Here is a 24,360-nt window from a genome sequence, read left to right as displayed (position 1 = left end):
CCTATTCATAATACCAGACGGAAAAATCAATAAACGTAAAGGGGTAAAACGTGTATCCGTGAAGATCTTTTCGTGAAGCTACGATCAAACTCGGATCGCAGATAAAAACGGAAGCGGCGTTTTCAGTCATGATCTTTTGGCATTCCTTATACATGGAAATACGTTTTTCAAGATCGGTTTCAATAAGAGCGGAAGCCAGAGTTTTATCGAAATCGAGATTCTTAAACCTTATAAAATTGCGCTTGTTTTCAGACTCGTAGCGTGCAAGAATATCGTTAGGTTCGATCTTGCCTTGAAAGGCGATGACGGTAGCCTCATACAGGGCTTTGCCGTAAACCCTGTCAAGCCATGAAGCCCATTCCGTCATCCGTATATTCGCGCGTATATTAACTCTCGCAAGCTGGCTTACGATTATTTCAGCGGCGCGCACATGAGGTTCGTAATTTGACGGAACGGTTATAGTCAAATCAAAACCGTCGGCATATCCCGCTTCTTTTAAAAGCGCTTTGGCTTTTTCAACGTCAAAATTATAGCAGGACGAAAGAGCGTCGTTGTAGTAAATTTTAAAAGCCGGGCTGAAATTCGTGTAAAGCTCGTCCGCAAAGCCCGCCCATACTCCGTCTATAATATCCTTTTTGTTAATCGCATAATTCAACGCCTGTCTTACGCGAAGATCTTTAAACGGGCCGTATTCATTATTTAAAGCCAAAAGCTGAACCATGTTTTGAGCGCAAGAAAAAATATTGTAATCGGAACTAAAAAGTTTTGCATCGTCGCCGTTGATAAAATACGCAATGTCGAGTTGACCTGAGCGAAGGGCAGAAATCACGGAAGCGGGGTTTGTCATTATGTAGACTTCCACCCTGTCTACCTTAGGTTTTCTTTCATCGTAATACAAATCGTTCTTTTCAAAAACGATTTTTTGACCCGGAACGTACGAAACAAATCTGAAAGGTCCCGTTCCTACAGGTTTTTCCGCTTGAGCCGTATACCCTTCGGGCAATATTGCACTCCTGCACAGGGCTAAAAACGACGCGTCAGGCCTGAAAAGCTCGACCTTAAACGTGTAGTCGTCGGATGCGGAAACGGCGCGCACAGAAGTAAATTTATTTGAAACAGGTTTTTTACCGTCAAGCCCCGAAAAACGATTGTAGCTGTATAAGACGTCGCGGGCCGTCAGTTTTTGCCCGTTATGAAACACTACGTTTTTTTTAAGGTTGAACGTATACGTAAGTTTATCTTCGGAAATATTGAAATCGCTTGCGATGCAGGGAAGCAGTTCGCCTGAAGGCGACGAGCGCAAAAGTCCTTCAAAAACATTTGAAAACACAGACACGGTATCGGCGGCGGCGGACTGCCACGGATCAAGGCTGTCCGGTTCCGAACTTATATTTATCCGCACGACGGACGGCGTATTTTTTTTGTTTTCCGTATCTTTTGCATTTTTTGCGCCTTTTTCGTTTTTTGCGCAGGAATAAAACAAAAGCGACAGAATTCCGAACAAAAAAATAAACTTTTTCATAACCGAATGATAGCGAAAAAACGGCATAAACTCAAGTTTTGCAACATGGCTGTGCAACATGAGTTTGCGCGGGCGGCAGCGCAGACAACCGCGCCGGAACCGTACGGGCGCGAAAAAACGGCGGAACACAAGGCGGCGACAGCTGACGATGAGCCGCGCTCTGCCGCAAGATGTTTCGTATACCTGAATTGTATTTCTTTATCGCTTGTTGTCGATAATAAAAAATTGAAAAAAAATTGAATCCGGTTTATAATTTATTAGCATACCGATAAAAAGCCTTTGTCCGCGCCTTGGTTTGGCGGTGGGCGCTGTTTTAATGTTCTTTGCAAGGCGTAAAGGCGTAAAACATTGTTTGGAGGTTTTTATGAAAAAGCTCGCTCTTGTTACGGTTTTTGTATCGGCCGTTTTTTTGCTTTTTACATCGTGCAGCAATTTGTTTCAGGCCCTCGGAATTGAAAACAGCTCGGGAAAAGGGTCTTTAAGAGTTGTTTTGCCCCAATCTTCGCCCCAAGCGGAAAGGAGCGCCGACGGAGCTTCAAGGCTTGCGGTAAATGTGAATGTTATTAACACATATGTCATAACATTAAGCAAAGACAACTTTGTAGAGGAGAAAATCGCCTTTGGAGGATCGTCAGTGACGTTTTCGGATCTCGAAGAAGGAACCTATACAATAAGCGGATACGGCTACGCCTACAACGACTATGATCATGTGAACCCGCTTGCTTCCGGCAGAACTGAAATCAAAGTTTCAGCGGGAAAAACCACGAATGCGGCCTTTCCCATGTATACGCCTCCACCGCCGATTGTTCTGTGGGATTGTACAATCCCTGGCAACAATATGAGTGTATACATCGCAGACACAGCGTCTTTGCCGCAGTACAGTCCGTTGAGCCCTGTTTCTAAATCGCCGAATGTAATGGAATTTGACGCGTCAAGAAATTTATATACCCGTGACAGCTTTTTGTCCGCCGCGTCAGGATACAATCCCGTTGGATTGGGGAATAAAATAGACAACTTACCGTCAGGATCTATAAGTTATATTTACTGTTCCGAGGATAATATCTTATTTATGGTCAACAGCGGCAGACTGTATTTTTGTGATTCTCCTGATCCAAATAATCACGGAAAATTGGTAGCAAGATTAATTAACGGAAAGCTAGATTTATCAGGCAACGTATTTATTGCAGTTTCAAGGTTAAAACTTACCACGGAAACGGAAGGTTCAAGGTTTTTGTATACGGTAGAATATGATGATAAAACTAACCTAATTTTCATCAACACTTATAAAATTACTCGGAAACATCATGGCGAGTTAGAGGTAAAAGCTGAGCAGCAGTCGCCACCAATCCCGCTCGGAACCGGCGGCTACGGGCTTGAGGTTGTCTCAGAAATTGAAATACAGGATGATCCGGACGATCCCGCATCTCTTATGCCAATTCCTCTTGATGATACTATAGGATCACCTAAGGTTACGGACGTGCGCATACATGAAAACGATATGTACATACTGTTTTCTTATACCTCCGAATCCAATAAATATAAACCCACGGATGAGAGTAATTATGTATCCTCAGGCGCGCTTTTAAAAGTTAAATTGGATCCCATTAACGGTACGCCCTCCCGCGACAAAGATTTCGGCAAAGCAGGCGCCTTGGGATGGGCGGATGAATTGATCGGTCCCCTTGTTTTTGAATCTCTCCATGACTTTTACGGGCAGTGGCCTAGAGATGAAAACAAGGGCTTTTTCGGGCCGCAGAAAATACTCGCTTTAAAATCAAAGAAGATATGGATAGCGGACGACGGCTCAATTTACGAAAACAAAAAAGATTCGGGCAAAGGCACTATGGTGCAAAAAGACCGCGTAGTCGTAGTGGATCTTGAAAGAGAAAGCTTCGAAAACGTTTACTCGTTTGACGGGATAGGTTTTTCAAGCACTGTAGAGGGAAGCGGTTTTTAATAATTAAAATAGACTGCGGCGCGTAGGCATAGCATTCCCGCCTGCCCGCACCGCCCTTTTTGCGCGCCGGTTAAAACGCGCTTTTGACGGATTGTTAAAAGCGCCGGCGAGCGAAAATTTGTTTACATTCCGGTATGAACCTTAGCGGACAAACGTACAAAAACGCACGATGTTTTTAAAGGGGCAAATTTTCATATCAGACCTTTGTTTACCGCTTCCATCAAAAAATCATTTAACTTGGTTTGCCAGCCTTTACCCATTGCCTTAAAGTGGTCAACAAGATATTTGCTTAATCTAATTGAGACTTGCTCTCTTTTAGGCTTAAAGTACTGCGGGTATCTAGGTTTAAAGCCTGTAAAATCCGTAATTTCGGGAATGTCTGAAAAATCAATTCCCCTTGCTCTGATTTCCGCAACTCTTTCAGCTGTCAAAGTTTTTTCGTTGTTCATAATAAAAAGCCTCTTCTTTTTTTGTTGCAAGACGTGAAGAAATAATTCTTATTCGGTCTCGTTCTGTAAAAATTGTTGCAACTATTACTAATCCGTTTATATTGCCAAACCCGATAAATCTTTCTTCCTCGACAGTTGAATGCTCTAAATCCACTCTTTCGATAAACTGAGGATCATCGAACATACTGAGAATTTCTTCAAAAGAGAATCCGTGCTTTTTAATGTTTATTTCATCCTTTTCGCTATCCCATTCAAAATGTCCTTGAACGATTGTCATTAAAAGCGCCTCTTTCGCATGTCTAAATTGTATTTCTTTTATGTATTTTTGTCAAATTCATAGCATCGGATATCTTACACAGGGCAACGTTCCGCGCAACATGAGTTTGCGCGGGATGCAGCGCAGACAACCGCGCCGGAACCGTACGGGTGCGAAAAAACTGCGGAACACAAGGCGGCGGCAGCTGACGATGAGCCGCGCTCTGCCGCAAGATGTTTCGTATACTTAAATTGTATTTCTTTATCGCTTGTTGTCGATAATAAAAATTGAAAAAAAATTACATTTAGGGTATAATTCATTATCATACCGATAGTATGCCTTTGTCTGCGTCGTGGTTTGGCGATTGGCGCCGTTTTTTTAATATATTTTCTGCAGGCGTAAAGGCGTAAAATATTGTTTGGGGGTATTTTATGAAAAAGCCAGCTCTTGTTACGATTTTCGTGTTGGCCGCTTTTTTGCTTTTTACATCGTGCAGCAATTTATTTCAAGCTCTGGGAATTGAAAACAATTCGGGTAACGGATCTCTGAGGATCGTTTTGCCCGAGTTTTCGTCCCAGGCCGAAAGGAGCGCCGCAGGAATTGGAGCTTCAAGGCTCGCGGTAAACATAAGCGATATTAAAACCTATACCGTAACCTTAAGCAAAGACGGCGTTGTGATAGCGGAAGAAACCGCATCTGCAGGATCTTCGTTGACGTTTTCAGATATAGAAGAAGGAACCTATACCATAAGAGGCTCCGCATACGACGGCATAACCCGCCTTGCGTACGGCAGCATTACAGCCCGAGTTTCAGCGGGTAAAACTACGAACGCAGCCTTTCCCATGTATACCACCCCGCCGATCGTTCTGTGGGATTATAAAAACCCTGACAACAATATGAGTGTATACATCGCAGATACGGCGGTAAGGACGCTGTACGGTTCGCCGCGCACTGTCCCTAAATCGCTTGATATAATGGAATTTGATGCGGCAAGAAATTTATACACTGCTAGAGAATTTTTGTCCGCCGCGTCAGGGTACAATCCGGTTGAATTGGGGAATAAGATAAAATTAGGCTCCCCTCCGCCTATAAATTTAACTCTGGACTATATTTACTGTTCCGAGGATAATATTTTATTTACGGTCAACAGCGGCAGTCTATATTTCTGTGACCCATCTTCCGAAGACAGTTCCGGAAAATCGGAAGCAATAGGAATTTTAGACGGCGGCGGTATAATAGCTTCCGGCGAATTTATGGCGGTTTCAAAGGCAGGTACTGACAATTCAAGGTTTTTGTATACGATAAAATATCCTGTTTCACACTCTTTTGTTCCAAGCTCACCCGGCGTTCCGAGTCTTGCGATCAAAAAGTATAAGATCCATCAGAACTATGGCCCGGACGGAAAGATTATCTCTATGATGAATGAGCCTGGGTCCCCCAATCCCGACTACATAGCGGTGTCCGGTGACGTGGACGGCAGCGGGTACATAGACGTAAACGACGACGCCTACGGGCTTAATGTTATTAACAAAAAACCTGACGATCCTTCTATTAATTTTACACTCTTAAAGGAATCTAAGGTTAAGGACGTGCGCATACACGAAAACGAAATGTACATTCTGTTTTCTTATTTTCCCGAAGGATCTTCGAGCTTGACAGTTACTCCATCCCAGTCAGCTCCTTACCCAAGTTATAATTATTTGTCATGCGGCGCGCTGCTAAAAGTTAAATTGGGCGCAAACGGAACTCCCTCGCGCGATGAAGATTTCGGTGAAAAAGGAGCTTTAGGCTGGACGGATGATTTGATAAGGCCATCGCCTTTCGCTCTTGAAGATGCCGGCTACTCTCCTCCTAGATATATAAACTTATACGGACAGTGGCCCAGCGATGAAAACAAGGGCTTTTTCGGACCGCAGAAAATACTAGCGCTAAAGTCAAAGAAGATATGGATAGCGGACGACGGTGCCGCTTACGACGAAAATAAAAAAAGCGATCATAACCACAATAACGGCACAATGTCGCAAAAGGACCGCGTAGTCGTAGTAGACCTTGAAAGAGAAAGCTTTGAAAGCGTTTACTCGTTTGACAGGATAGGTTTTTCAAATACTATAGAAACGGGAAGCAGTTTTTAATAATTAAAATAGACTGCGGCGCGCAGGCCACCGCCTGCGCGCCGCAGCAATAACAGTAACATCGCGCCGGCATAACATTCCCGCCTGCCCGCACCGCCCTTTTTGCGCGCCGGTTAAAACGCGCTTTTGACGGATTGTTAAAAGCGCCGGCGAGCGAAAATTTGTTTACATTCCGGTATGAACCTTAGCGGACAAACGTACAAAAACGCACGATGTTTTTAAAGGGGCAAATCTTCATATCAGACCTTTGTTTACCGCTTCCATCAAAAAATCATTTAACTTGGTTTGCCAGCCTTTACCCATTGCCTTAAAGTGGTCAACAAGATATTTGCTTAATCTAATTGAGACTTGCTCTCTTTTAGGCTTAAAGTACTGCGGGTATCTAGGTTTAAAGCCTGTAAAATCTGTAATTTCGGGAATGTCTGAAAAATCAATTTGATTATCGGGTATAGAATTCTTTTCGCATTCAGCAATAATTTTTTCTAAGTTCATCATAATAAAATCTCCTTTCTTTTGAGTTAGCATGACGGGCACTTATAATTCTTTGACGGCCATTCTTTGGAGTATATATAATAAACAAAATAATCTGTGTTTTTATTCTCCCAATAATTTTATATCGAGTTTCTTCAAGGCTTGAATTTTCTTTGTCGACAGATTCTACTGCAAAACGGTCATTAAAAACATCTTTCGCTTGTTCAAAAGAGAGTCCGTGCTTTTTAATGTTTATTTCATCCTTTTCGCTATCCCATTCAAAATGCCCTTGAACGACTGTCATTAAAAGCGCCTCTTTCGCATGTCTAAATTGTATTTCTTTTATGTATTCTTGTCAAATTCATAGCATCGGATATCTTATACAGGGCAATATTCCGTGCAACATGAGTTTGCGCGGGATGCAGCGCAGACAACCGCGCCGGAACCGTACGGGTGCGAAAAAACTGCGGAACACAAGGCGGCGGCAGCTGACGATGAGCCGCTATGACAGGCTGAACCTGAGCGGGGAAAATGCTCGGCAAAAAAAATCGGCCGTCTTAAAAACCGGCAAAGTTTTAAAAGACGGCCGAAAACTTATAGAACATCCCGAAAACTCGCTAAAGACAAGTTTTTCGGGATTTCGATATTTATTTAGTGCGCGAGAGCGTTCCGACGATACCCAAGACATTATTTTTAAAAGTGAATTGCACATTTCCGTCGTAGTGATACGCAGCTTCGGGACTGAAAGCGTCGGCTTCAAAGGGGAGTTTGCTCCAATCCAAGTCGGCCATATTGCTTGCGTCTCCGCCCTTTTTAAGATATTCGGGTTTGATCACAAAGCCATTGTCTTTTTTATCGGTAACGTTTTTTGCGATCTTCGATCCGGTAAGTAAATTGAAGTTTCCCTTTTTATCGGTTTTCAATTCGAACGCGTTTGTTTTACGGATAAAGCGCACGGTAATTACGCCCGCATCGTCCGTAACTTTAAGAGCGTGGCTCTTTACAAACGAACCGTCCGCAATCGCAAACAAAAACACGCTGCGCAGACCGGAAGGCATCGAAGCTTTTCTGGCGTCCGCAGGTTCTGCAAAACGGACGGCGTTAAAAGCCTTTGTAGACCCCTTTAAGCTCGCTCCGGACGCTGCGTCGAATTTGTCCTGAACGGTTTGAGTTCCTACCGTCCACTTAAAATAATCGGCGTCGTGATTTTTTAAGGCGAGATCCATTCTGTAATCAATCTTTACGTCCGTCGCCGGATCGGCGGCGGCAAATGAAAGCGCCGCTATTAAAAACACAGCCGAAAAGACACAAGCAATTGTGAATTTTTTCATAAACATCTCCTGTAAAATAAAGATTTTGCTATTTCCACCCTATCCTATTATGCAAAAAGGAACGGCTTGAAATATGCGATTACGTTATAGCGAATTTTGTAAATGTTAGCAATAGGTAACTTTTGTAAAACGCGACTTCCGCCTGCCGCAAAAACTGTCGACGCAATGCGAAAAACTTGCATTATATGAATATCTTTTCTATACTTTAAGAAATGAAAGTTCAATTACTTATAATAGACACACAGTTTGACTTTTGCGATCCTAAAGGCGCATTATATGTACCCGGAGCGGAAAAGGACTGCCGTTGCCTTGCCGATTTTATAGACAAAAACGGCAGAGCCTTGGATAAAATTCATGTGACCATGGACGCGCATCTTCCGTATCACATAGCGCATCCGCTTTTTTGGAAAACAAGGGACGGTAAACATCCCGATCCTTTTACGGCCATCACGTCGGAAGATATTGCAAACAAGAAATTCTTACCGTCCGAGACGGCATACGCCGAATACGCGTCATACTATGTTTCGGAACTGGAAAGAAAAGGCAAGTATAAACTCTGTATATGGCCGCCGCACTGTCTCATAGGCTCTATAGGACAGACGTTGGAAAAAAGTGTCTTTTACGCGCTAAAGCGATGGCAGGAAGACAACATAGGAAAAACGATCGATTATGTTGCAAAGGCCACGTCTCCCTTCACCGAACAGTACAGTGCGATTCAGGCGGAAATTCCGATAAAAAACGATCCGTCGACCGGGACGAATAAAAAACTGATAGAAGATCTGGGATCCGCAGACCGGATTATTGTTGCAGGAGAAGCGCTTTCTCACTGCGTGGCAAACACCGTCCGCGATCTTTTAAAATACATAGAACCGTCCCGGTTTACGCTTTTGACGGATTGCTCTTCAAGCGTCGGCGGTTTTGAAGACGAAGGCGGCGCCTTTGTCGAAGAAATAAAAAAATCCGGCGCAGAGACGGCGACATCGGACATACGTTTGTAGCAGCGCGCGCGATCATGCAACAGAGGGCGATAATACGATCATGCGATTCACCGTCGCACGAAAATTTTCTTTATTTTTTTATGATAAAACGATCTGAGCGCTTCCAAAAAAACGTAAGGAAAATACAAAAAACTTAACGGCACGTCCATCGAACCGGGTCTGTGTATTATTTTTCCGCCGAAGCCGGTCTTAAATCTGTAAAGCCCGTGCATGGGGTGACGTTCGTCGTCGGACGGCGGCATGCCGTAAAGATCGTAAAAAGCACTGCCGTATTTTTTTGCGTCGTTTATAGCCCTCCATTGTAAAAGATAAGAGGGCATAAAATTTCTTTTTTTATTACCGGAAGCGCCGTATAAATAAACCGCCTCTCTTTTACAGAAAAGCACGATTATCGCCGCAAGAGGTTCGCCCGTACCGTATTTGCCGCTCTCTCCTAATCTGGCATCGCCGCAGTTACAACCGCCCGGAGAACGGCCGTCTTCACGGCTTTCACGGTCGGTATCACCGCGGCCCGAGCCGTCGGCGGCGCAGTTACCCTCGCCGTCGACCACACTCGCTATATAAAGGCGAACGTCAGGCGCATTCGATTCCGACGCTGAAAGCGACAATAGATCTTTGTAATAAGACTTTAAATGAATTTCAATGCCGTCGCGCGACGCAGTAGTTTTATAAAGGTCGTAAAAAATATCCAAGGCCTCGTCGAAACCCGCGTCTTTTGCGGAAAAAACTTTTACTCTTACGCCTTTTTTTTCCGCAAGGCGAATATTGTAACGCCACTTGGAATGCATTTCGGAAAGGATGCTTTCGACGGATTTTGAAAGGTCAAGTATAACGGTGTCTGGCGGCTGAACGTCTATCCTTGATTTTTTCAGTTTAAGGCGTTCGGCAAAAGCAAGATTCTTTAATGACCTAACATAAAGATCTCTCTCGCCTATCGCATAAAAGTCTACAGGAATATCGTAGCGCACGCAAAGAGTGTTTTTGGGTAAATACCGTTTTAAGGCTAAGGCAAGTTCTACTAAAAAATAAGCATATCCGACCGTTTTATTTGCGTCCGCCGATGACGATACCGCCGCCAATGATGATGCCGTTACCGCAGGCGAAGATGATGACGATAAACCAATATTTTGCGTAAATTCGGGAATTTCAGGCGCAAGAGGTATATAAACGAGCGTAAAGCGTAAAAATAAAAGCCTGAATTCCCTAAAAAGCAGTGAAACCCTGCAGCCAACTTCCATTGCGTTTGCGCTTTTTCCGGGGAGCATGCCGTTTGACGCCGCGCCGTTTACCGTCGCAGTCACCGCAAGTTTCTTGTTTTTCCACCCGTGCCGGCTTTTAAAACACGCCCAAAACGGCGATTGCAAAAAACGGAGATTCAAACAGTCGCTTGTATCCTCGTTTTCATTTATTTCATTTATCATAAACGAGTACACGCCTAGTGCACCCCGCCGTTACAGGTCATCTGCGTCAAAAGAGGCTTGCCGTCCGCAAGGAGTTTTACGCCGTTTATTCCGACTACATGATCCTCTACGTTTATTTCAATTTTAAAGAATTCCTCGGCGTCGATCTGTTCAGGTTTTACGAAATCAGGATCGGCTCCTTCAAGTATTACGGACGTTCCGGGTTTAGCCCACGAAGCGGTTACGAGTTCTACAGCTTCTTTACCGTCGGAAGTTTTGTAATCCGCCGCAAGGAGCATTCCTCGGCTTTCAACCCCGCGCATTTTACGCGGTTTAAGATTATCCACAAGGATTATATGCTGACCGAGAATCTGATCGGGTTTAAGATAAGGAACCAGTCCGCTTTGAATTACGCGGTCGTTTCCGCTTCCGTCATCCAAATGTTCTATGTACAATTTGTCGGAATCGGGATTGGGCTCTACAGAAACAACTTTTGCAACTTTTAACGAAATATTTTTGTTAAAATGCAAGGGCTGATCTTTCGCAGGCAAAACTTCATCGTCCTTTTGAACCGGCGCCTTCGCTTGAGTTTTTGACTGCTGAGTGGCGTTAGGGTTCTGAACGTCTTTTCTTACGCCGGAATAGCGTTCGCGGTAAGAATCTACAGCCTTATTGTCAAGAGGAGAAAAATAAACTTCCGTCGCAAAAACATTATTTAAGCCCGAAGTCTTTCCCAGATCCGTCCACGACAACAGATCGTCGTTCGATAAGGCGCCATTGTCGCAGCCTTCCTTTAAGTCTCCGCCGCAGTGTGCCCGGCCGCCGCAGCGCAAGGCCGTTCCGCCCGACTGAGAAGCCGACTCAGGGCGCACGCCGGATCCGCTAAAGTTCACATCGCCTGACACCGTCCGGTCGTATATCCGCTTACCCAAAAATGAAGCAACTTTTTGGGCGTACTGAGGCAAATACGGGTGCAGCATTATGATCAGATCTTTAATCACATAACAAAGATTATGAATAAGCTTGGCGGCTTTTTCGGGATCGCTGTTGCGGGTTTTCCACGGTTCTCCGGCCTGAAAAGCCTTGTTCGCAATATCGCTTATGGCAAATATTTCATGGAAAGCGTCTTTTAATTCCGCCCATTCCAAAAGCTCGGTTATTTTATTTTCTTTTTCTCTTACCGAAGTCCACAGATCTTCGTCGACAGGTGCGTCGGGAATTTTTCCTTCGTAATACTTGTTTACAAACAGCAAAGTACGGTTTACAAGGTTTCCCAAATTACCTATCAGTTCGCCGTTGTATTTTTCCTGAAAATCTTTCCACGTAAACTGAGTGTCGGCTTTTTCGGGTCTATTGTAAAAGATATAAAAACGCCACGCGTCCGCCGGAATTTCCGACTCTTTGGCATCGCTTCCGAAAACACCTACGCCCTTCGATTTACTGAATTTTCCGCTCTCATAGTTTAAGTATTCGGTAGAACTCATGTGATAAAGTTTTGTCCACGAGCGGCCGCTGCCTATGAGGCTTGACGGAAAGATAACCGTATGAAACGGAATATTGTCTTTTCCTATGAACTGAAACAAGTCTACGCTCGACTTTTCTTCGGCATCTTCAGATTCTTCGGGAAGCCACCACGATTTCCAGTCAAAACTTTTTTTACCTTCGCTTTTAAGACAGTCGGCAAGAGATTTTGTTATAGATATATAGCCTATCGGAGCGTCGAACCAAACATAAAAGACCTTGTTTTCAAATCCTTTTTTAGGAACGGGGATGCCCCACTTAAGATCACGGGTAATAGCTCTTTCTTTTAGTCCGTCGCGAAGCCACGCCCTCGTCATCTGTACGGCGTTGGAAGCCCAAGAGCCTTTAACTGCGGCTTCTTCCATCCATTTTTGGTATTTAGGCTGAATTTTCGGGAGATCTATGTACAGGTGCTTGGTTTCGCGGATTTCCGGAGCGGAAGCGCACGTAGAACATTTGGGAGCTTTCAAATCCGATGGATCGAGCAAACTTCCGCAATGCTCGCATTGATCCCCTCTGGCGTCTTCATATCCGCATTTAGGGCAGGTTCCTCTGACGTACCTGTCGGCTAAAAAACGATCGCATTTGGGGCAATAAAGCTGTTTTGAAACATGTTCGGTTATGTAACCGTTTCTATCAAGATCTTTGAAAATCGATTGAGTTATTTCCGTTTGCTGAGGGGTCGAAGTGCGCCCGAAGTGATCGAAGGCAATTCCGAACCAGCCGTAGATATCCTTGTGTATGGCGTGATAATAGTCGCACAGTTGTTGAGGCGATTTTTTTTCTTCAAGAGCACGAGTCTCAGTCGCCGTACCGTATTCGTCTGTGCCGCATACGTAAAGAGTTTTATATCCTCTGCTGCGGCAAAACCGCGCAAAAACATCTGCTGAAAGCACTTGGATCAAGTTGCCCAGATGAGGAACATTGTTCACGTACGGCAAGGCGGAAGTGATTAATCGTTTATTCATATTTTACGATTATAAATTTTATGCATTGCTTGGTCAATGAACGCAAGGCGGCGTCAGGACAGCGGAAATCGCCGTTTGAGCGGGACAGGACATGCCGTTTGCACGGGGAACTTTGCACTTGTTGCAAGTCAGCCGCGACTGCAGGTTATCCGCCAACGACGATGAGCCGCCCCGCTCCTATGTGCACCGTATTTGAAAAGATAAAAAGATTTTGAAGGAAAATAGTAATTTTTTACAGTGCAAATACGTCAGATATGGAATATACTTCCTTCTTAATGATACTGAAAATTTCTTTAATACATTTGGTACTTCAATGCAATATTCCGGGTATCATTATGGCCTTTTCGCTCATCGTATTTATGCTGACAGCTAGGACAATGCAATCCCGAACGCTCATTAAATTTTTGCTTTTAACCTTGAGTGCCATCTTTCTTGTTTTTTCTGACATACTGGAATACACACTGAATTTAGGGAAAAATCCTACGGTTTGGGAATATATCGCTACGGCCACGGGATATTCCGTGCGCGTCGCAATTCCGTTCCTTCTCGCCACTATAATTTACGAAAAAAAGTCGAAACTTTTAAAGTTGATGTCCGTTCCGCTGTTTATAAATTCTTTTTTGGCATATGCAAGCGTACGCACGCACTGGATGTTTTATTACACCGATCAGAATATTTTTCACGGGGGGCCTTTAAGGCTTACCCCTTTCATAGTAAGTCTTTTCTACATCGTAGTGCTGCTGTATCTATCGGTCAGACATCTTGTCTACAACATAAGCGAATCGGTGATCAATTTTTCAATACTAACTTGCAACATTTTCTCAGTGCTTTTGGAAGCACTTTATGAATATAAATTCATACTTCCCGCAACGATGATCGTTTCCATTACGATATATTTTTTGCAGTATAACATAAACATGTACAAACAGGACGCTCTTACGGGTCTTCTAAACAGACGATGTTTTTATCTGGCATTAAACCGCATACAAAACGAAAGAATCATAATAGTTTCCATGGACTTAAACGATCTTAAAAAAATAAACGACACGTACGGCCATGCGGCTGGAGACGTAGCCATAAAATTTACCGTCGAATGCATGAGAAAGGCGTTTAGAAAATGCGGAATTTTATACAGGACGGGCGGCGACGAATTTATTCTGTTGTGTAAAAACAAGGATAAATATACGGTCGAAAGAGCGATAAAGACGCTCGGTGATCTTATGGAAAAATCCGGCTACAAAGTCGCGTGCGGTCTTCAAGAATATCTTCCCGGCACGAATATCGAAGAAGCGATTTCTTTGGCCGACGCCGAAATGTATAAAAACAAGGCGTTACTGAAAGCTCAGAGCAAAATTGACGCATAAAAAGGGTCGGAAAATTTCTCGAAATTGAATAATCTGATTGAATAATCCGATTGATCACTTAAGATCATTGGAACAGCCCAAACCTTTACTCTACGTTGCGCGCCTGTTCGCGTATATTTTCAAGAGCCTCTTTTGCCGAAACTACCATAGCGCTCACCTTTGCAAACTGGTTTTTACTTCCGATAGTGTTTATCTCCCTGTTTATCTCCTGGCATATGAAGTCTATCCTTTTTCCGGGAAAGTCCTCGTTTTCTATCTCGTTGTGAAGCGATAAAAGATGACTGCAAAAACGCACTACTTCTTCGTTTATCGTATACTTAACGATCATAGCCGCAACTTCGGCCATAATGCGCTGCTCGCTCAAGTCCGCTTCTTCACGGCCGGCTCCCGCATAAGGCCCAAAATCGACCGGACTGGGTATAAGCTCTTTGAACTTCGAAGTGAGAAGATCTTTAAAATAAAGTTCCATTTTAGGCTGCCAGTCTTTAAAGAAAGAAGCGGCCGAATCAAGTTTTTTAAGCTGCACGGATAAATCTTTAAGAAGTTCGCTTCCTTCGCGTTTTTTATCGGCGGAAAACGCATCTAAAGCTTGGGTAAAAACAGGCAAAATCAAATTCCAGTATTTTTCAACGTCGTATTCCTGATTCATGCTCAGGATTCCGGGCTGCGACATCAAAACGTCCAAGGACACGTCTTTTTCATTTCTTCCTACGGCACGGGCTATATCCCGTATAGCCTTGTAATACGCCGTTGCCGTTTCAATATCGGCAAAAACAGTGCCGTTCGAACTGAAATTTTTTATGCGGACGGATACGTCCACCTTGCCGCGCCGCACGAATTGTAAAATCATAGAGCGAAAACGGCTTTCAAGACTGCCGAGATACGGAGGCAGATTTACGGACAGATCCAAAAATCTGGAATTAACCGATCGTATTTCAACACAGACATTCACTTCGTTTGTGGAAAGCTCTTTGTACGCATAACCTGTCATACTTGTCATATGATTCCCCTTAAATTCCACATGAGGGACGCAACCTCAAACATCGGATTTTCCGGCGTCGCTAATACTTAGGCGACATGCTGTCAGCGGCGTCGCCGCGCAGATCTTCAAGTAATTTTTTTCCGATTTTCCAATTATCACCGGCTCCCATAGTAACAAAAAGATAACCTGAGGGATATTCTTTTCCGGAATCGGAGCGTAATTCTTCCAAAAGAAACGGCGCTGCGTCAAGAATTTCTCTAAAGTAGTATACTTTTTTATACTTTTTTGCAGCAAGTGTATATAAATTCATACCATCTAAGATAAAATCTTTGCTGTTTTCACGGGCTGACGCGTAAATTTTGTGCAAGACTATCTCGTCCGCGCTGTCGAACGACGAAGCGAAGTCGTCCAAAAGCGCCGCCGTCCTGGAATACGTGTGCGACATAAAATCGACGATAATCTTCCGACCCTTATAGAATTCTCTGTAACCGGCGAGGGTCGTTTTAATCGCGGTGGGATGATGGCCGTAGTCGTCGATAAATATGACGGAATTGCCCGCCTTGTTTTTTACGCTTCCGACTATCTCGCTTCTGCGCCTGCCGCCTGTAAAGTTTGAAACACCCTTTGCTATTGAAAGAAAAAGATTTTCAGGCAGCGGGCGCGAAAAAAGCCCTGCATCTTTTAAAAGCTCACAACAAAGCGCAATAGCGGCAGAGGCGTTAAGAACCAAGTGCTTCCCAGGCACATACAATTTAAAATCCCCTATCCCCTCCACCGTAAAATTTCTGTACCCGTCGCCGAGATCTCCGAAAGAAAGCCTGTAGCCGCCTACGGCTTTTTCGCCGTAAGGAATAAATTCTATGTCAGGCCGGCGTTCTTTAGCAATCAAAGCGGCGGAAGCGGCGCCCTTGTCGTCCGCGCAATATATCAGTTGTCCGCCTGCAGGCAGTTTACAGATAAAATCCACAAAAGCGTTTAAAATGTCTTCGTAAGTCGGGTAAAAATCCTGATGATCGCTTTCAACGCTGGTTAAAATAATTTTTTTTGGTGAAAAATCCATAAAATGTCTTTGATATTCGCAGGTTTCGGCGACAAAATATTTTTTTTCAGCCTGAGAGACGTCCTGAGGGAAACCGTTTGTCGTGCCGCCCGCGGCGCCATCCGTGGAGGCAGCCGCTGCCGGCAAGCATTCCTTCGTCGAGCTCCTTGTCCGCTGGCTCGTAAACGTACACTTTCCTCCGAAAGAAGTTATTTCGGAGCCTGCAAGAACTTGAGACGCAAGCGGAAGCTGCATGAGTATCGTTCCCGCAAGGCCTGTCGTAGTGGTTTTTCCGTGTACACCGCATACGGCGCAGCCGTATGCGTTTTCCGATAGGCAGCCGAGCACCTGTGAATAAAGCATTAGCGGCAATTTTCTTTTTACGGCTTCTTTAAGATCGGGATTTTTTAGCGGGTCGTAAGCGGAAGAATAGATCACAAAGCTGACGTCGTCCGTTATGTTTTTATCGGAAAAAGGAACAGGCTTTATGTGCAGCCGGTCTAAAATATCGTCGGTATAAAAGCGTTCGCTTACGTCGCTTCCCGTAATGACGGCTCCCGATCCGTGAATTATTTCCGCCAAAGCGGTCATTCCTGTTCCTTTTATTCCCACAAAATGTATGTGAACCCCGTTCAGATCGGGAGGTAAATTTACTTTAGACATAAAAGCATAATACTCTATCGAATGTATTTGTGCTATACTGATTTTTGTATGAGTGAAAGCGAAAGCACTGGAATTTCAGACCTGATAGAATCTACAATCAAAGAAAATTTAAAAAACGAAAATGTTTTTTTTATTTTTCCCACCGACACGGACGCGTCTTCTTGGGCGAACTGGGTTATAACGCATACTCAAAAGCGGGCCGTCCCAGCGGAACGTTTTATCGCATGGGATAAATTTAAAGGAGAATCTATACGAGTCGTACGCAAAGGGAAAAATTCAATTCCGTCTCTTTTGCGTAAACTTTTTGCCGTACACATCCTTGAAAAAAACCAGGAAGCGGTGCGCTCTCATCTTCCGCCGGTCTTTGAAAGCCTCATTTCCACGGATTTTGTCGATAATTCAGTTTCATTCAGCAGTTGGATTTCAGGAATTTTGCCTTCGCTTGCCGTGTGGAAAAGATATTTTGACGCCGCCGATAAATCGAACGAAAAAAACACGCTTTCGGACAAAGAAAACGCGGATCTTTTTAAGCTATACACGGAATACGGATCTTTTCTTGAAACGAACGGGCTTTTTGAGCCTTCGTGGGAAGAAGCAGACTTTATTTCCGACAATAAAATTTACGTGATATTTTTTCCGGACATTTTGGAAGATTTTTACGAGTACCGGGCCGCTTTTGAAAAGGCAAAGGAGAACGTAAAACTGATATTCATGGACGATATCGACATTAAAAGTCCGGACGGCACGTTGCCTTTGACGCTGTACACGAATTCCCGCACGGAATTGAGAGAAACCGCTTTAAAGATCAGACGGCTCCATGAAAAAGACGGCGTAGAGTGGACGGACATTGCAATAAACGTTCCCGACATGGAAACGTACAGGCCGTATGTGGAGCGCGAGCTTGAGCTTTATTGTATTCCATTTGTGGTACGATCCGGCTCTCCTTATACGCGAAATTGTGCGGGACAAATTTTTTGCGAAATCAGAGCATGCAGGCAAAACGATTATTCGTATGACAGCGTACGCGCTCTTTTAACTGACGGATACGTTCCGTGGAAAGAAAAACAATGCAACGAAAATCTTGTGCGCGAAGGCTGCAACAGAAAATGCATATGCTCCTACAAGGACGAGTCCGGCAGGACGGTAGACGTGTGGGAAAAAGCTCTTTCGTCGGCTGTGACGAAAAATACTGCACAGCGTGAACTTGAAATGTACCGCAAACTGAAAAAATCGATAGACAGATTTTGCGGCGCAAAGACCTTTGCCGAAATACAAAATTCATGGTTTGCATTCAAAGACCTTTTTCTTGCCGAAGAAGAGTTTTCCGAAGAATCTGACCTCATCTTGGGGCAATGTCTTTCAATCCTAGCCTCTCTTTCGGATATCGAAAACACATACGATATTCACATAAAGGATCCGTATTCATTTTTCATCTCGGAATTAGAAGAAAAAACTTATCAGCTGCAGCCTAAGACGGACGGAGTTTCGGTGTTCGCATACAAGGTTTCGGCGGCTTCGGCCGTACCGCACCAGTTTGTAATAGACGCCAATCAAAAAGATCTGTCTATAAGACACAAACCTCTTTCCTTTTTAACAAAGGAAAAACGGAAAGCACTGGGCTTGGAAGAAGGCGTTCCCGCAGATCGTGCTTTTATAAGGCTTTATGCAAAAAAATCGTCTTATTTTTCATGTGCGGAAAACAGTTTTTCGGGTTTTAAGATTCCGCACAGTTTTTTTAACGTAGGGAGCGGCTTGGATAGCGACAAAGCGCCGTATGAAGAAGATTTTATAAAATACGAAGAGGCTTTTTTTAAATCCGACTTTACAGGACTTGGTTCAAAATCCGGCATCCCAACCCCAGCTGTAAAACCCGTTTCACAATCGGACTTTTCAAAACCCGGCGGAAATTTTCCCTGCCGCATCACCGAAGGGCAAAAAGAATGCTTTGAACGCTGGAAACAAGTGCAAGTTTCCGCAGATAACGATTCAAAATATTTTGCATCCGAAACGCTTGCCTTTAAAATAAACTATATGCTTTGCGAAGATCGCGGTAAACACACGGAGCCTTCTTCATGCGACAAAATTCATGTAACGGAAAGCGACATGAAGCAATTTTTTCCGTGTCCGCGCAAGTGGATTTTTTCGCGCGTGCTTAAGCTTGAAGAAGACTCTTTGGACACGGACTTAATGAATCCGAGCGACGACGGAAACATATGTCATAAAGTGCTCGAACTTTTTATGAACAGACACAAAGGAAAACAGCTTCCCCAAACGCTCGAAGATGGAACTTTTTTGAACGAAGAGGCAACCGTAAGACCGCTGGTGCTGGAATGCGTTGAAGACGCCATAAACTCCCCTGAAATGTCGTTTAGCGGAAGCCCTCTGGTAAGTTTAGTCCTCGAATCGCAAAAAAAATCCTATGCCGATCAGACACTTGAGCTTTTAAAAGAATTTTGCAAACCGCCTCCTCACGGTTTTGGAGGGCACGTTGTGTACGCTGCCGAAGAATGGTTTAACGAGGCGTCTTTGGACGGCGGTGAACATTATCTTATGGGAAAGATCGACTGTATACTGTGCGATGACGCAGGCGGCGTTAGCATTGTCGATTACAAGCTGAAAAACTCGCCGCCGCTTAAAGACTGCATAGTCGCGGAGGGCAAAGATACGGCTACGGCAGAGCTTTCGGACTTTCAAATCCCCATGTACATTTCTCTGTGGAATTTAAAACATAAAGGTAAAAAATCCTCCGTGCGCAACGCGCTTTTTTTTACGATCAGGGACAAAAAAAAGCATTTTATAGTAAAAGAAGGCGAAGATACGGCAAGCAAGGCGCAAGCGGCGACGGAAACGGCTCATGCAGATACGGCGCAAGCCACGGCGGGCATTGCGGGCACAACACATATTGCATCGGGGACTGCAAGAGCGGCAAAAACGAAAATAAAAGAAGTCGACATCGACGGCTTCAATCCTACGCTGGAATGTTTTAACCGCTATGTGAAACAGTTTACCGAAGACGTACAAAGCAATAATTTTTCGCCGAAAAATAAAAAAGTAAGACCATTTAAAGACTGTTTAGGCTGCGTATTTTCAAATATCTGCAGAACGAATTTCGAAATATCGGGAGAAAAAATTTAATGTACGAATATCTTTCTTTGCTTCCGAAAAACCTTGACGATCAACAATACGCGGCTTGTTGCGCCGAAGGCAATACGATTGTCGCGGCAGGCGCAGGATCGGGAAAAACTCAGGTTCTTGCTACAAGGTTCGTATGGCTTGTCATGAGCAAAAAGATTCCCGTAGAAAAAATTCTTACGCTCACATTTACAAACAAAGCGGCGGCGGAAATGTATGTGCGCATATACCAGACGCTTGTGTTTTTTGCCCAAAATCCGGACGTTCCTCTCGAAGAAAGAGAGCGTGCCAGGCGAGCCGTAGACGATTTTTTGAATTCTCACATACAGACCCTTGACTCGTACTGCGCAAGCATAGTACGTCAGGCGGCCAACCGTTACGGCATACGGCCCAATTTTACGATAGGATCTTCGGACAGCCTTAGAATCATAAAGGATCTCGCTCTGCCGTTCATTCTTAAATATAGAAACGACCAAGCCCTCGTATCCTTTACAAAGCCCGGAAAATTTCAAGATACGGTGGAAAAGCTGTTTGCGCAGACGATTTCAAAATATACTTCTGTCGCGGACAAAAACGGTTTTTTTTCAGATAAAATCGCCGTGCAAAAAGAACTGATAATATCCGAATGGAATAAAGTATTTCAGCCGACTGAATCTTTTTACCAATGCGTTAACGAAATTATCGAAGAATATGAAAACGCCGCTCCTGAAAAAAAAGCATCGCCGTACTTTGAAAACTTATATAAGGTATTTCCTCTCAACAAATTCTCTTCCGAAGAACTTTTAAAAAACATTCCCTCTGCGCCGCGCATGGACGATAAGAGTTTTGAAAATGAAAATACCGTAAAAAGCGTGGAAAATTTTTACAAATGGCTTTCGAAAATAGATTTTAACCAAAGAACAAAAGGATATACTAAGCCGCTGCAGTCAACGATAAAGCGCCTCAGAGAAATTCTAAACGATAAAATAAGACCGCTTGCATCATACATAACCCAGTATGAAAACATCAAGCAGCTCTACGAACTTTTGGACGTATTTTTGTGCGAGGTAAATAATTCCAAGAGAGGCAGCGGAAAACTTTCGTTCCGCGACGTAGGCGAGCTTGCGCTTAAAATCTTAAACGAACAAGAAGACATAAGAAGCGCCGAGCAAAATTCCTACGACATGATAATGATCGATGAATTTCAGGATAACAATGGAAAAAACCGTGATCTTCTTTTTTTGCTCGCAGACGGCAAAGATAAACTTTTTTTCGTAGGGGACGAAAAACAATCCATCTATAAATTCCGCGGAGCGGACGTTTCGGTTTTTAACGAACTGGAGCGCGATCTGTCTTTGGAACCTTTGCAGATGGTGTATAATTACAGGTCGAGCAGTGCGTTGCTAAAAGCCTTTAATCAAATTTTTGGCGGATACGTTGAAGACGATAAAACCGGAAATTTTACAAAAATTTCTGAAATTTCTAATGCGTTGAGCGCGCCTTTAAGCGATGCGGCCGGAAAATCCGAAATATGGGTATTTCCAGAAGTTCCGGAACACACATTCGAAGCCTCTTTTACAAAGAAAAACATAGCTTTAAAAAATTATAAAGCGGATAGTTCTCGTGCCGGTTATGCGGGCTCCGAATCTGACGGACAGGGAAAGCTCCAAGCGCCGGTGCATTTTTGCATGTATAACACGAATACGGAAAAATATTTTGACAGCCTCAAAGCGTCAAATCTTATTTCCGATACGGAAACGGCCGAAGAAGCCTTTCTAACAGCCAAAGACCAATGCGCGTATTATATAGCACAAAAAATATGGGAATTAACTTCAAAAAAAGGAGCGGACGGCAAGCCTGTGAAATTCGGCGACATAGCCGTGCTTGACAGGACAAGAAAAGACAGATCGTATCTTACGCGCTACTTAAACCGCAGAGGAATCCCTTATACGCTGGATTTTCACAATTCATTATTTTCGGAAGCGCCGGTAAACGACATATACAATTTTTTGCGTTTATGCATATATCCTTCGGACATGCGATCCTTTGCGGCTTTTTTGCGCTCTCCTTTCGCAGGGCTCTCGGAAACATCCGTAGAAACAGTCCTTTCATGCTTAATCGAAGACAAAGATGAAAAGATCGCATCCCTTTTATCAGAAGCGGAATTTGAAAAATACTGTAAAGCGAAAGACATTCAAAGCGAATTTTCAAAATTCGCCGTAAGCCATCCGATTGCGCAAACCGTTTCAAAACTGTGGTACGGATACGGCTATAGGTTTGAAACGCTGTGGAATAAAACCGTTGCGACGTATTCCGGCCAATATGATCTTTTATTCGAACTTGCGCGCCGGACAGACAAAGACGGTAAAAGTTTGGCGTGGTTTGTGGATAATCTTGCCTTAAAGAAATTCCAAGAAATTTCTTTTTTGGGAGACGATTCCGACCTTGACAGCGGAGAAATAGATTTTCCTACGGAAGACATCGACGCGGTAAAAATAATGACAATCCACAAAAGCAAAGGCCTTCAATTTCCGTTCGTCTTTATATACGGCTGTACCGAAGATCCCGTGACGCGCGGCAGTACCGAAAAAGTTTTTTACAGTGAAAAATACGGAGTTACTCCCAACGTAAACGGAAGCTCGGAAAATTATTTTTATAAGATACAAAGCGAACAGGCCGCCTTGCAGGACATCGCGGAATTCAAACGACTTCTTTACGTAGGATTCACCCGTGCAAAAGAAGAAGTATATGTTACAGGTTCGTGGCAGCGTCCCAAAACCGCCCGCAGCGTTTCAAAAGATTCGATACTCGAAAAGATAATATCATATTACTATCCTGACATTGCGGAGGATGCTGAAAGCGTATTGGGGAAAACGGTCTATAACGAAAAAAGTATTGTAAAACCGACGTTCGACTTTACGTCGATCAAGCCCGTCCATCGTCTTACGCTGCTAAGGTCATCGGACGCGGGTAGAAAAAATACCGCAGCAGCCAAACAAAATTTCATAAATGAAGCCGAAGCCTTTTATGCAAATGCAGAGCTCGTCAAAAAAGAAGACGTGCCTTTAAGATACCTTTCGCCGAGTTCGCTTGAAATATCGGAAGAAGAGCTTATAAAAACTCATCTCAAAGCTTCGGTAATTCAGCCTGAAAAAATATTTTACGAAGAACTGAACGATCTTATAAATAAATTACAGGATAAGGGATTCGGCTTTAATGATTTCGGAACACTGGCGCATGCCTATCTTGAAGCGTACGCAAACGGAATTGCGCCTGAAAATTTCACGCCTCAGGCGGTGCCGGCTTTTCATGAAGCTCGGGGAATTTCAAAGTCGAACATACGAAAAATCCGCGACATTTGCATTCAAATGACAAAGCAATTTGAAATTTCAAACGCCGGAAAGCTCCTTAAACAATCGATCATGCGAAAAGCGGAATTTAAATTTCTTCACAACAACGGCGGTAAAATTGTACGTGGAACGATCGACCTTATTTTAAAGGATCCCAACGGAAATATTTACATAATCGACTATAAGACCGACGAGCGGATCATATGCGAAAAATATTTAGCGCAGCAGGAATGCTATAGAAAGGCGGCCGCAGAGATATTCGATACTGAAGAAAATAAAATACGATGCATTTTATTCTACTTGCGGTACGGCAAAGAAATTGATATAACTGAGATGTTGTAAGTCTAAAAAACTCGCCGTCAGCGATTTTCAATATTTCGACTTATAAACGAATAAAATGAAAAAGATGTTATTTTTTTTATCACTGTTTCTTACGCATTTTGCCTACTCCGCACCGGCTCCAAAAACAATAGATCTTACAAAGCTGGGAGCAAACATGCAGTATGCTCAAGTTTACAATATGCTCATGGAAGCCGAAAACTTTAAAGGCGCCCGCGTAAAAATGCGAGGCATATATTATGAAAACACGGACATGTCTCAAGGGCCGGAATTTCACTGCATTTTGGTGAGCGACAACATGGGATGCTGTTCCGCAGGATTTGACATATTAAAGGCGGAAGACAGCATCAGCTATCCTAAAAATCTTACAAACGTCGAAGCTACCGGAACCTTCGTCGTAAAGGAAGAAGACGGAATTTTACGTTCATATTTGATCGTCGACAGTCTTAAGATCCTTTGAAATTGAACGAAAGAGAAGATTTTTATTTTCGGCTGAGTGCAATTCGT

General features: G+C 43.7%; 17 protein-coding genes. 7 read left to right on the top strand and 10 right to left on the bottom strand.

The features are described from left to right. Position 1: 1 nt before the first annotated feature. Entirely contained in the window at positions 2–1,522 is a 1,521-nt protein-coding gene (locus HRQ91_RS05265) for an ABC transporter substrate-binding protein (RefSeq protein ID WP_210120584.1), read from the bottom strand. Between the two features lie 364 nt (positions 1,523–1,886). Here HRQ91_RS05265 and HRQ91_RS05260 point away from each other — a divergent pair, with 364 nt between their 5' ends. Beyond that, complete coding sequence (locus HRQ91_RS05260) at positions 1,887–3,479, top strand: hypothetical protein (protein WP_210120583.1); 1,593 nt, start codon at positions 1,887–1,889, stop codon at positions 3,477–3,479. A 191-nt stretch (positions 3,480–3,670) separates the two neighbouring features. Here HRQ91_RS05260 and HRQ91_RS05255 read toward each other — a convergent pair whose 3' ends face one another. Together HRQ91_RS05255 and HRQ91_RS05250 are read right to left on the bottom strand one after the other, a co-directional pair. Then, on the bottom strand, positions 3,671–3,928 hold the full coding sequence (locus tag HRQ91_RS05255) for a BrnA antitoxin family protein (protein WP_210120582.1): 258 nt from the start codon (positions 3,926–3,928) through the stop codon (positions 3,671–3,673). Beyond that, on the bottom strand, positions 3,900–4,205 hold the full coding sequence (locus tag HRQ91_RS05250) for a BrnT family toxin (RefSeq protein WP_210120581.1): 306 nt from the start codon (positions 4,203–4,205) through the stop codon (positions 3,900–3,902). Before HRQ91_RS05250 ends, HRQ91_RS05255 begins: the two co-directional genes overlap by 29 nt. A 410-nt stretch (positions 4,206–4,615) precedes the next feature. Between HRQ91_RS05250 and HRQ91_RS05245 the strand changes: the two genes are divergently transcribed. Then, positions 4,616–6,316 (top strand): hypothetical protein, encoded by a 1,701-nt coding sequence (locus tag HRQ91_RS05245; protein ID WP_210120580.1) that lies wholly within the window; start codon positions 4,616–4,618, stop codon positions 6,314–6,316. 234 nt (positions 6,317–6,550) lie between these two features. On the opposite strand, the gene HRQ91_RS05240 is transcribed toward HRQ91_RS05245, so the two are convergent. The 3 genes from HRQ91_RS05240 to HRQ91_RS05230 all read right to left on the bottom strand — a co-directional run bounded on the left by HRQ91_RS05240 (position 6,551) and on the right by HRQ91_RS05230 (position 8,118). Further along, positions 6,551–6,811 (bottom strand): BrnA antitoxin family protein, encoded by a 261-nt coding sequence (locus tag HRQ91_RS05240; RefSeq protein WP_246473291.1) that lies wholly within the window; start codon positions 6,809–6,811, stop codon positions 6,551–6,553. Then, positions 6,783–7,091 (bottom strand): BrnT family toxin, encoded by a 309-nt coding sequence (locus tag HRQ91_RS05235; RefSeq protein WP_210120579.1) that lies wholly within the window; start codon positions 7,089–7,091, stop codon positions 6,783–6,785. The genes HRQ91_RS05240 and HRQ91_RS05235 overlap by 29 nt, the downstream gene beginning before the upstream one ends. A 343-nt stretch (positions 7,092–7,434) precedes the next feature. Continuing rightward, positions 7,435–8,118, bottom strand: a complete 684-nt coding sequence (locus HRQ91_RS05230) for a hypothetical protein (RefSeq protein ID WP_210120578.1) — start codon at positions 8,116–8,118, stop codon at positions 7,435–7,437. A gap of 212 nt (positions 8,119–8,330) precedes the next feature. Between HRQ91_RS05230 and HRQ91_RS05225 the strand changes: the two genes are divergently transcribed. Then, positions 8,331–9,116, top strand: coding sequence for a cysteine hydrolase family protein (locus HRQ91_RS05225; protein ID WP_210120577.1), 786 nt, complete (start codon positions 8,331–8,333; stop codon positions 9,114–9,116). Positions 9,117–9,163: 47 nt separating this feature from the next. Here the strand turns inward: HRQ91_RS05225 and HRQ91_RS11750 are convergent, their stop codons facing one another. Then, on the bottom strand, positions 9,164–10,537 hold the full coding sequence (locus HRQ91_RS11750; protein WP_246473290.1) for a lipid II:glycine glycyltransferase FemX: 1,374 nt from the start codon (positions 10,535–10,537) through the stop codon (positions 9,164–9,166). 14 nt (positions 10,538–10,551) lie between these two features. Further along, positions 10,552–13,005, bottom strand: a complete 2,454-nt coding sequence (gene metG, locus HRQ91_RS05215; protein WP_246473289.1) for a methionine--tRNA ligase — start codon at positions 13,003–13,005, stop codon at positions 10,552–10,554. Between the two features lie 275 nt (positions 13,006–13,280). Here metG and HRQ91_RS05210 point away from each other — a divergent pair, with 275 nt between their 5' ends. Continuing rightward, on the top strand, positions 13,281–14,369 hold the full coding sequence (locus tag HRQ91_RS05210; RefSeq protein ID WP_210120576.1) for a GGDEF domain-containing protein: 1,089 nt from the start codon (positions 13,281–13,283) through the stop codon (positions 14,367–14,369). A gap of 85 nt (positions 14,370–14,454) precedes the next feature. Here the strand turns inward: HRQ91_RS05210 and HRQ91_RS05205 are convergent, their stop codons facing one another. Then, positions 14,455–15,369, bottom strand: a complete 915-nt coding sequence (locus HRQ91_RS05205) for a YicC family protein (RefSeq protein WP_210120575.1) — start codon at positions 15,367–15,369, stop codon at positions 14,455–14,457. A 61-nt stretch (positions 15,370–15,430) separates the two neighbouring features. Next, on the bottom strand, positions 15,431–17,053 hold the full coding sequence (locus tag HRQ91_RS05200; protein WP_210120574.1) for a UDP-N-acetylmuramate--L-alanine ligase: 1,623 nt from the start codon (positions 17,051–17,053) through the stop codon (positions 15,431–15,433). Between the two features lie 48 nt (positions 17,054–17,101). Between HRQ91_RS05200 and HRQ91_RS05195 the strand changes: the two genes are divergently transcribed. The 3 genes from HRQ91_RS05195 to HRQ91_RS05185 are packed head-to-tail and all read left to right on the top strand — an operon-like array spanning position 17,102 to position 24,313. Beyond that, the gene (locus HRQ91_RS05195) at positions 17,102–20,188 is read left to right on the top strand and encodes a PD-(D/E)XK nuclease family protein (protein ID WP_210120573.1); all 3,087 of its coding nucleotides are present in this window, start codon (positions 17,102–17,104) and stop codon (positions 20,186–20,188) included. Next, positions 20,188–23,856: a UvrD-helicase domain-containing protein gene (locus tag HRQ91_RS05190; RefSeq protein WP_210120572.1), complete on the top strand. Its 3,669-nt coding sequence runs from the start codon at positions 20,188–20,190 to the stop codon at positions 23,854–23,856. Before HRQ91_RS05195 ends, HRQ91_RS05190 begins: the two co-directional genes overlap by 1 nt. Before the next feature lie 55 nt (positions 23,857–23,911). Further along, on the top strand, positions 23,912–24,313 hold the full coding sequence (locus HRQ91_RS05185; protein WP_210120571.1) for a hypothetical protein: 402 nt from the start codon (positions 23,912–23,914) through the stop codon (positions 24,311–24,313). Positions 24,314–24,360 lie beyond the last annotated feature (47 nt).

Source organism: Treponema parvum (genome assembly GCF_017893965.1).
Classification (GTDB): domain Bacteria; phylum Spirochaetota; class Spirochaetia; order Treponematales; family Treponemataceae; genus Treponema_D; species Treponema_D parvum.
Note: the sequence above shows the minus strand (reverse complement) of the source record. Positions and strands in the feature narration are given on the sequence as shown.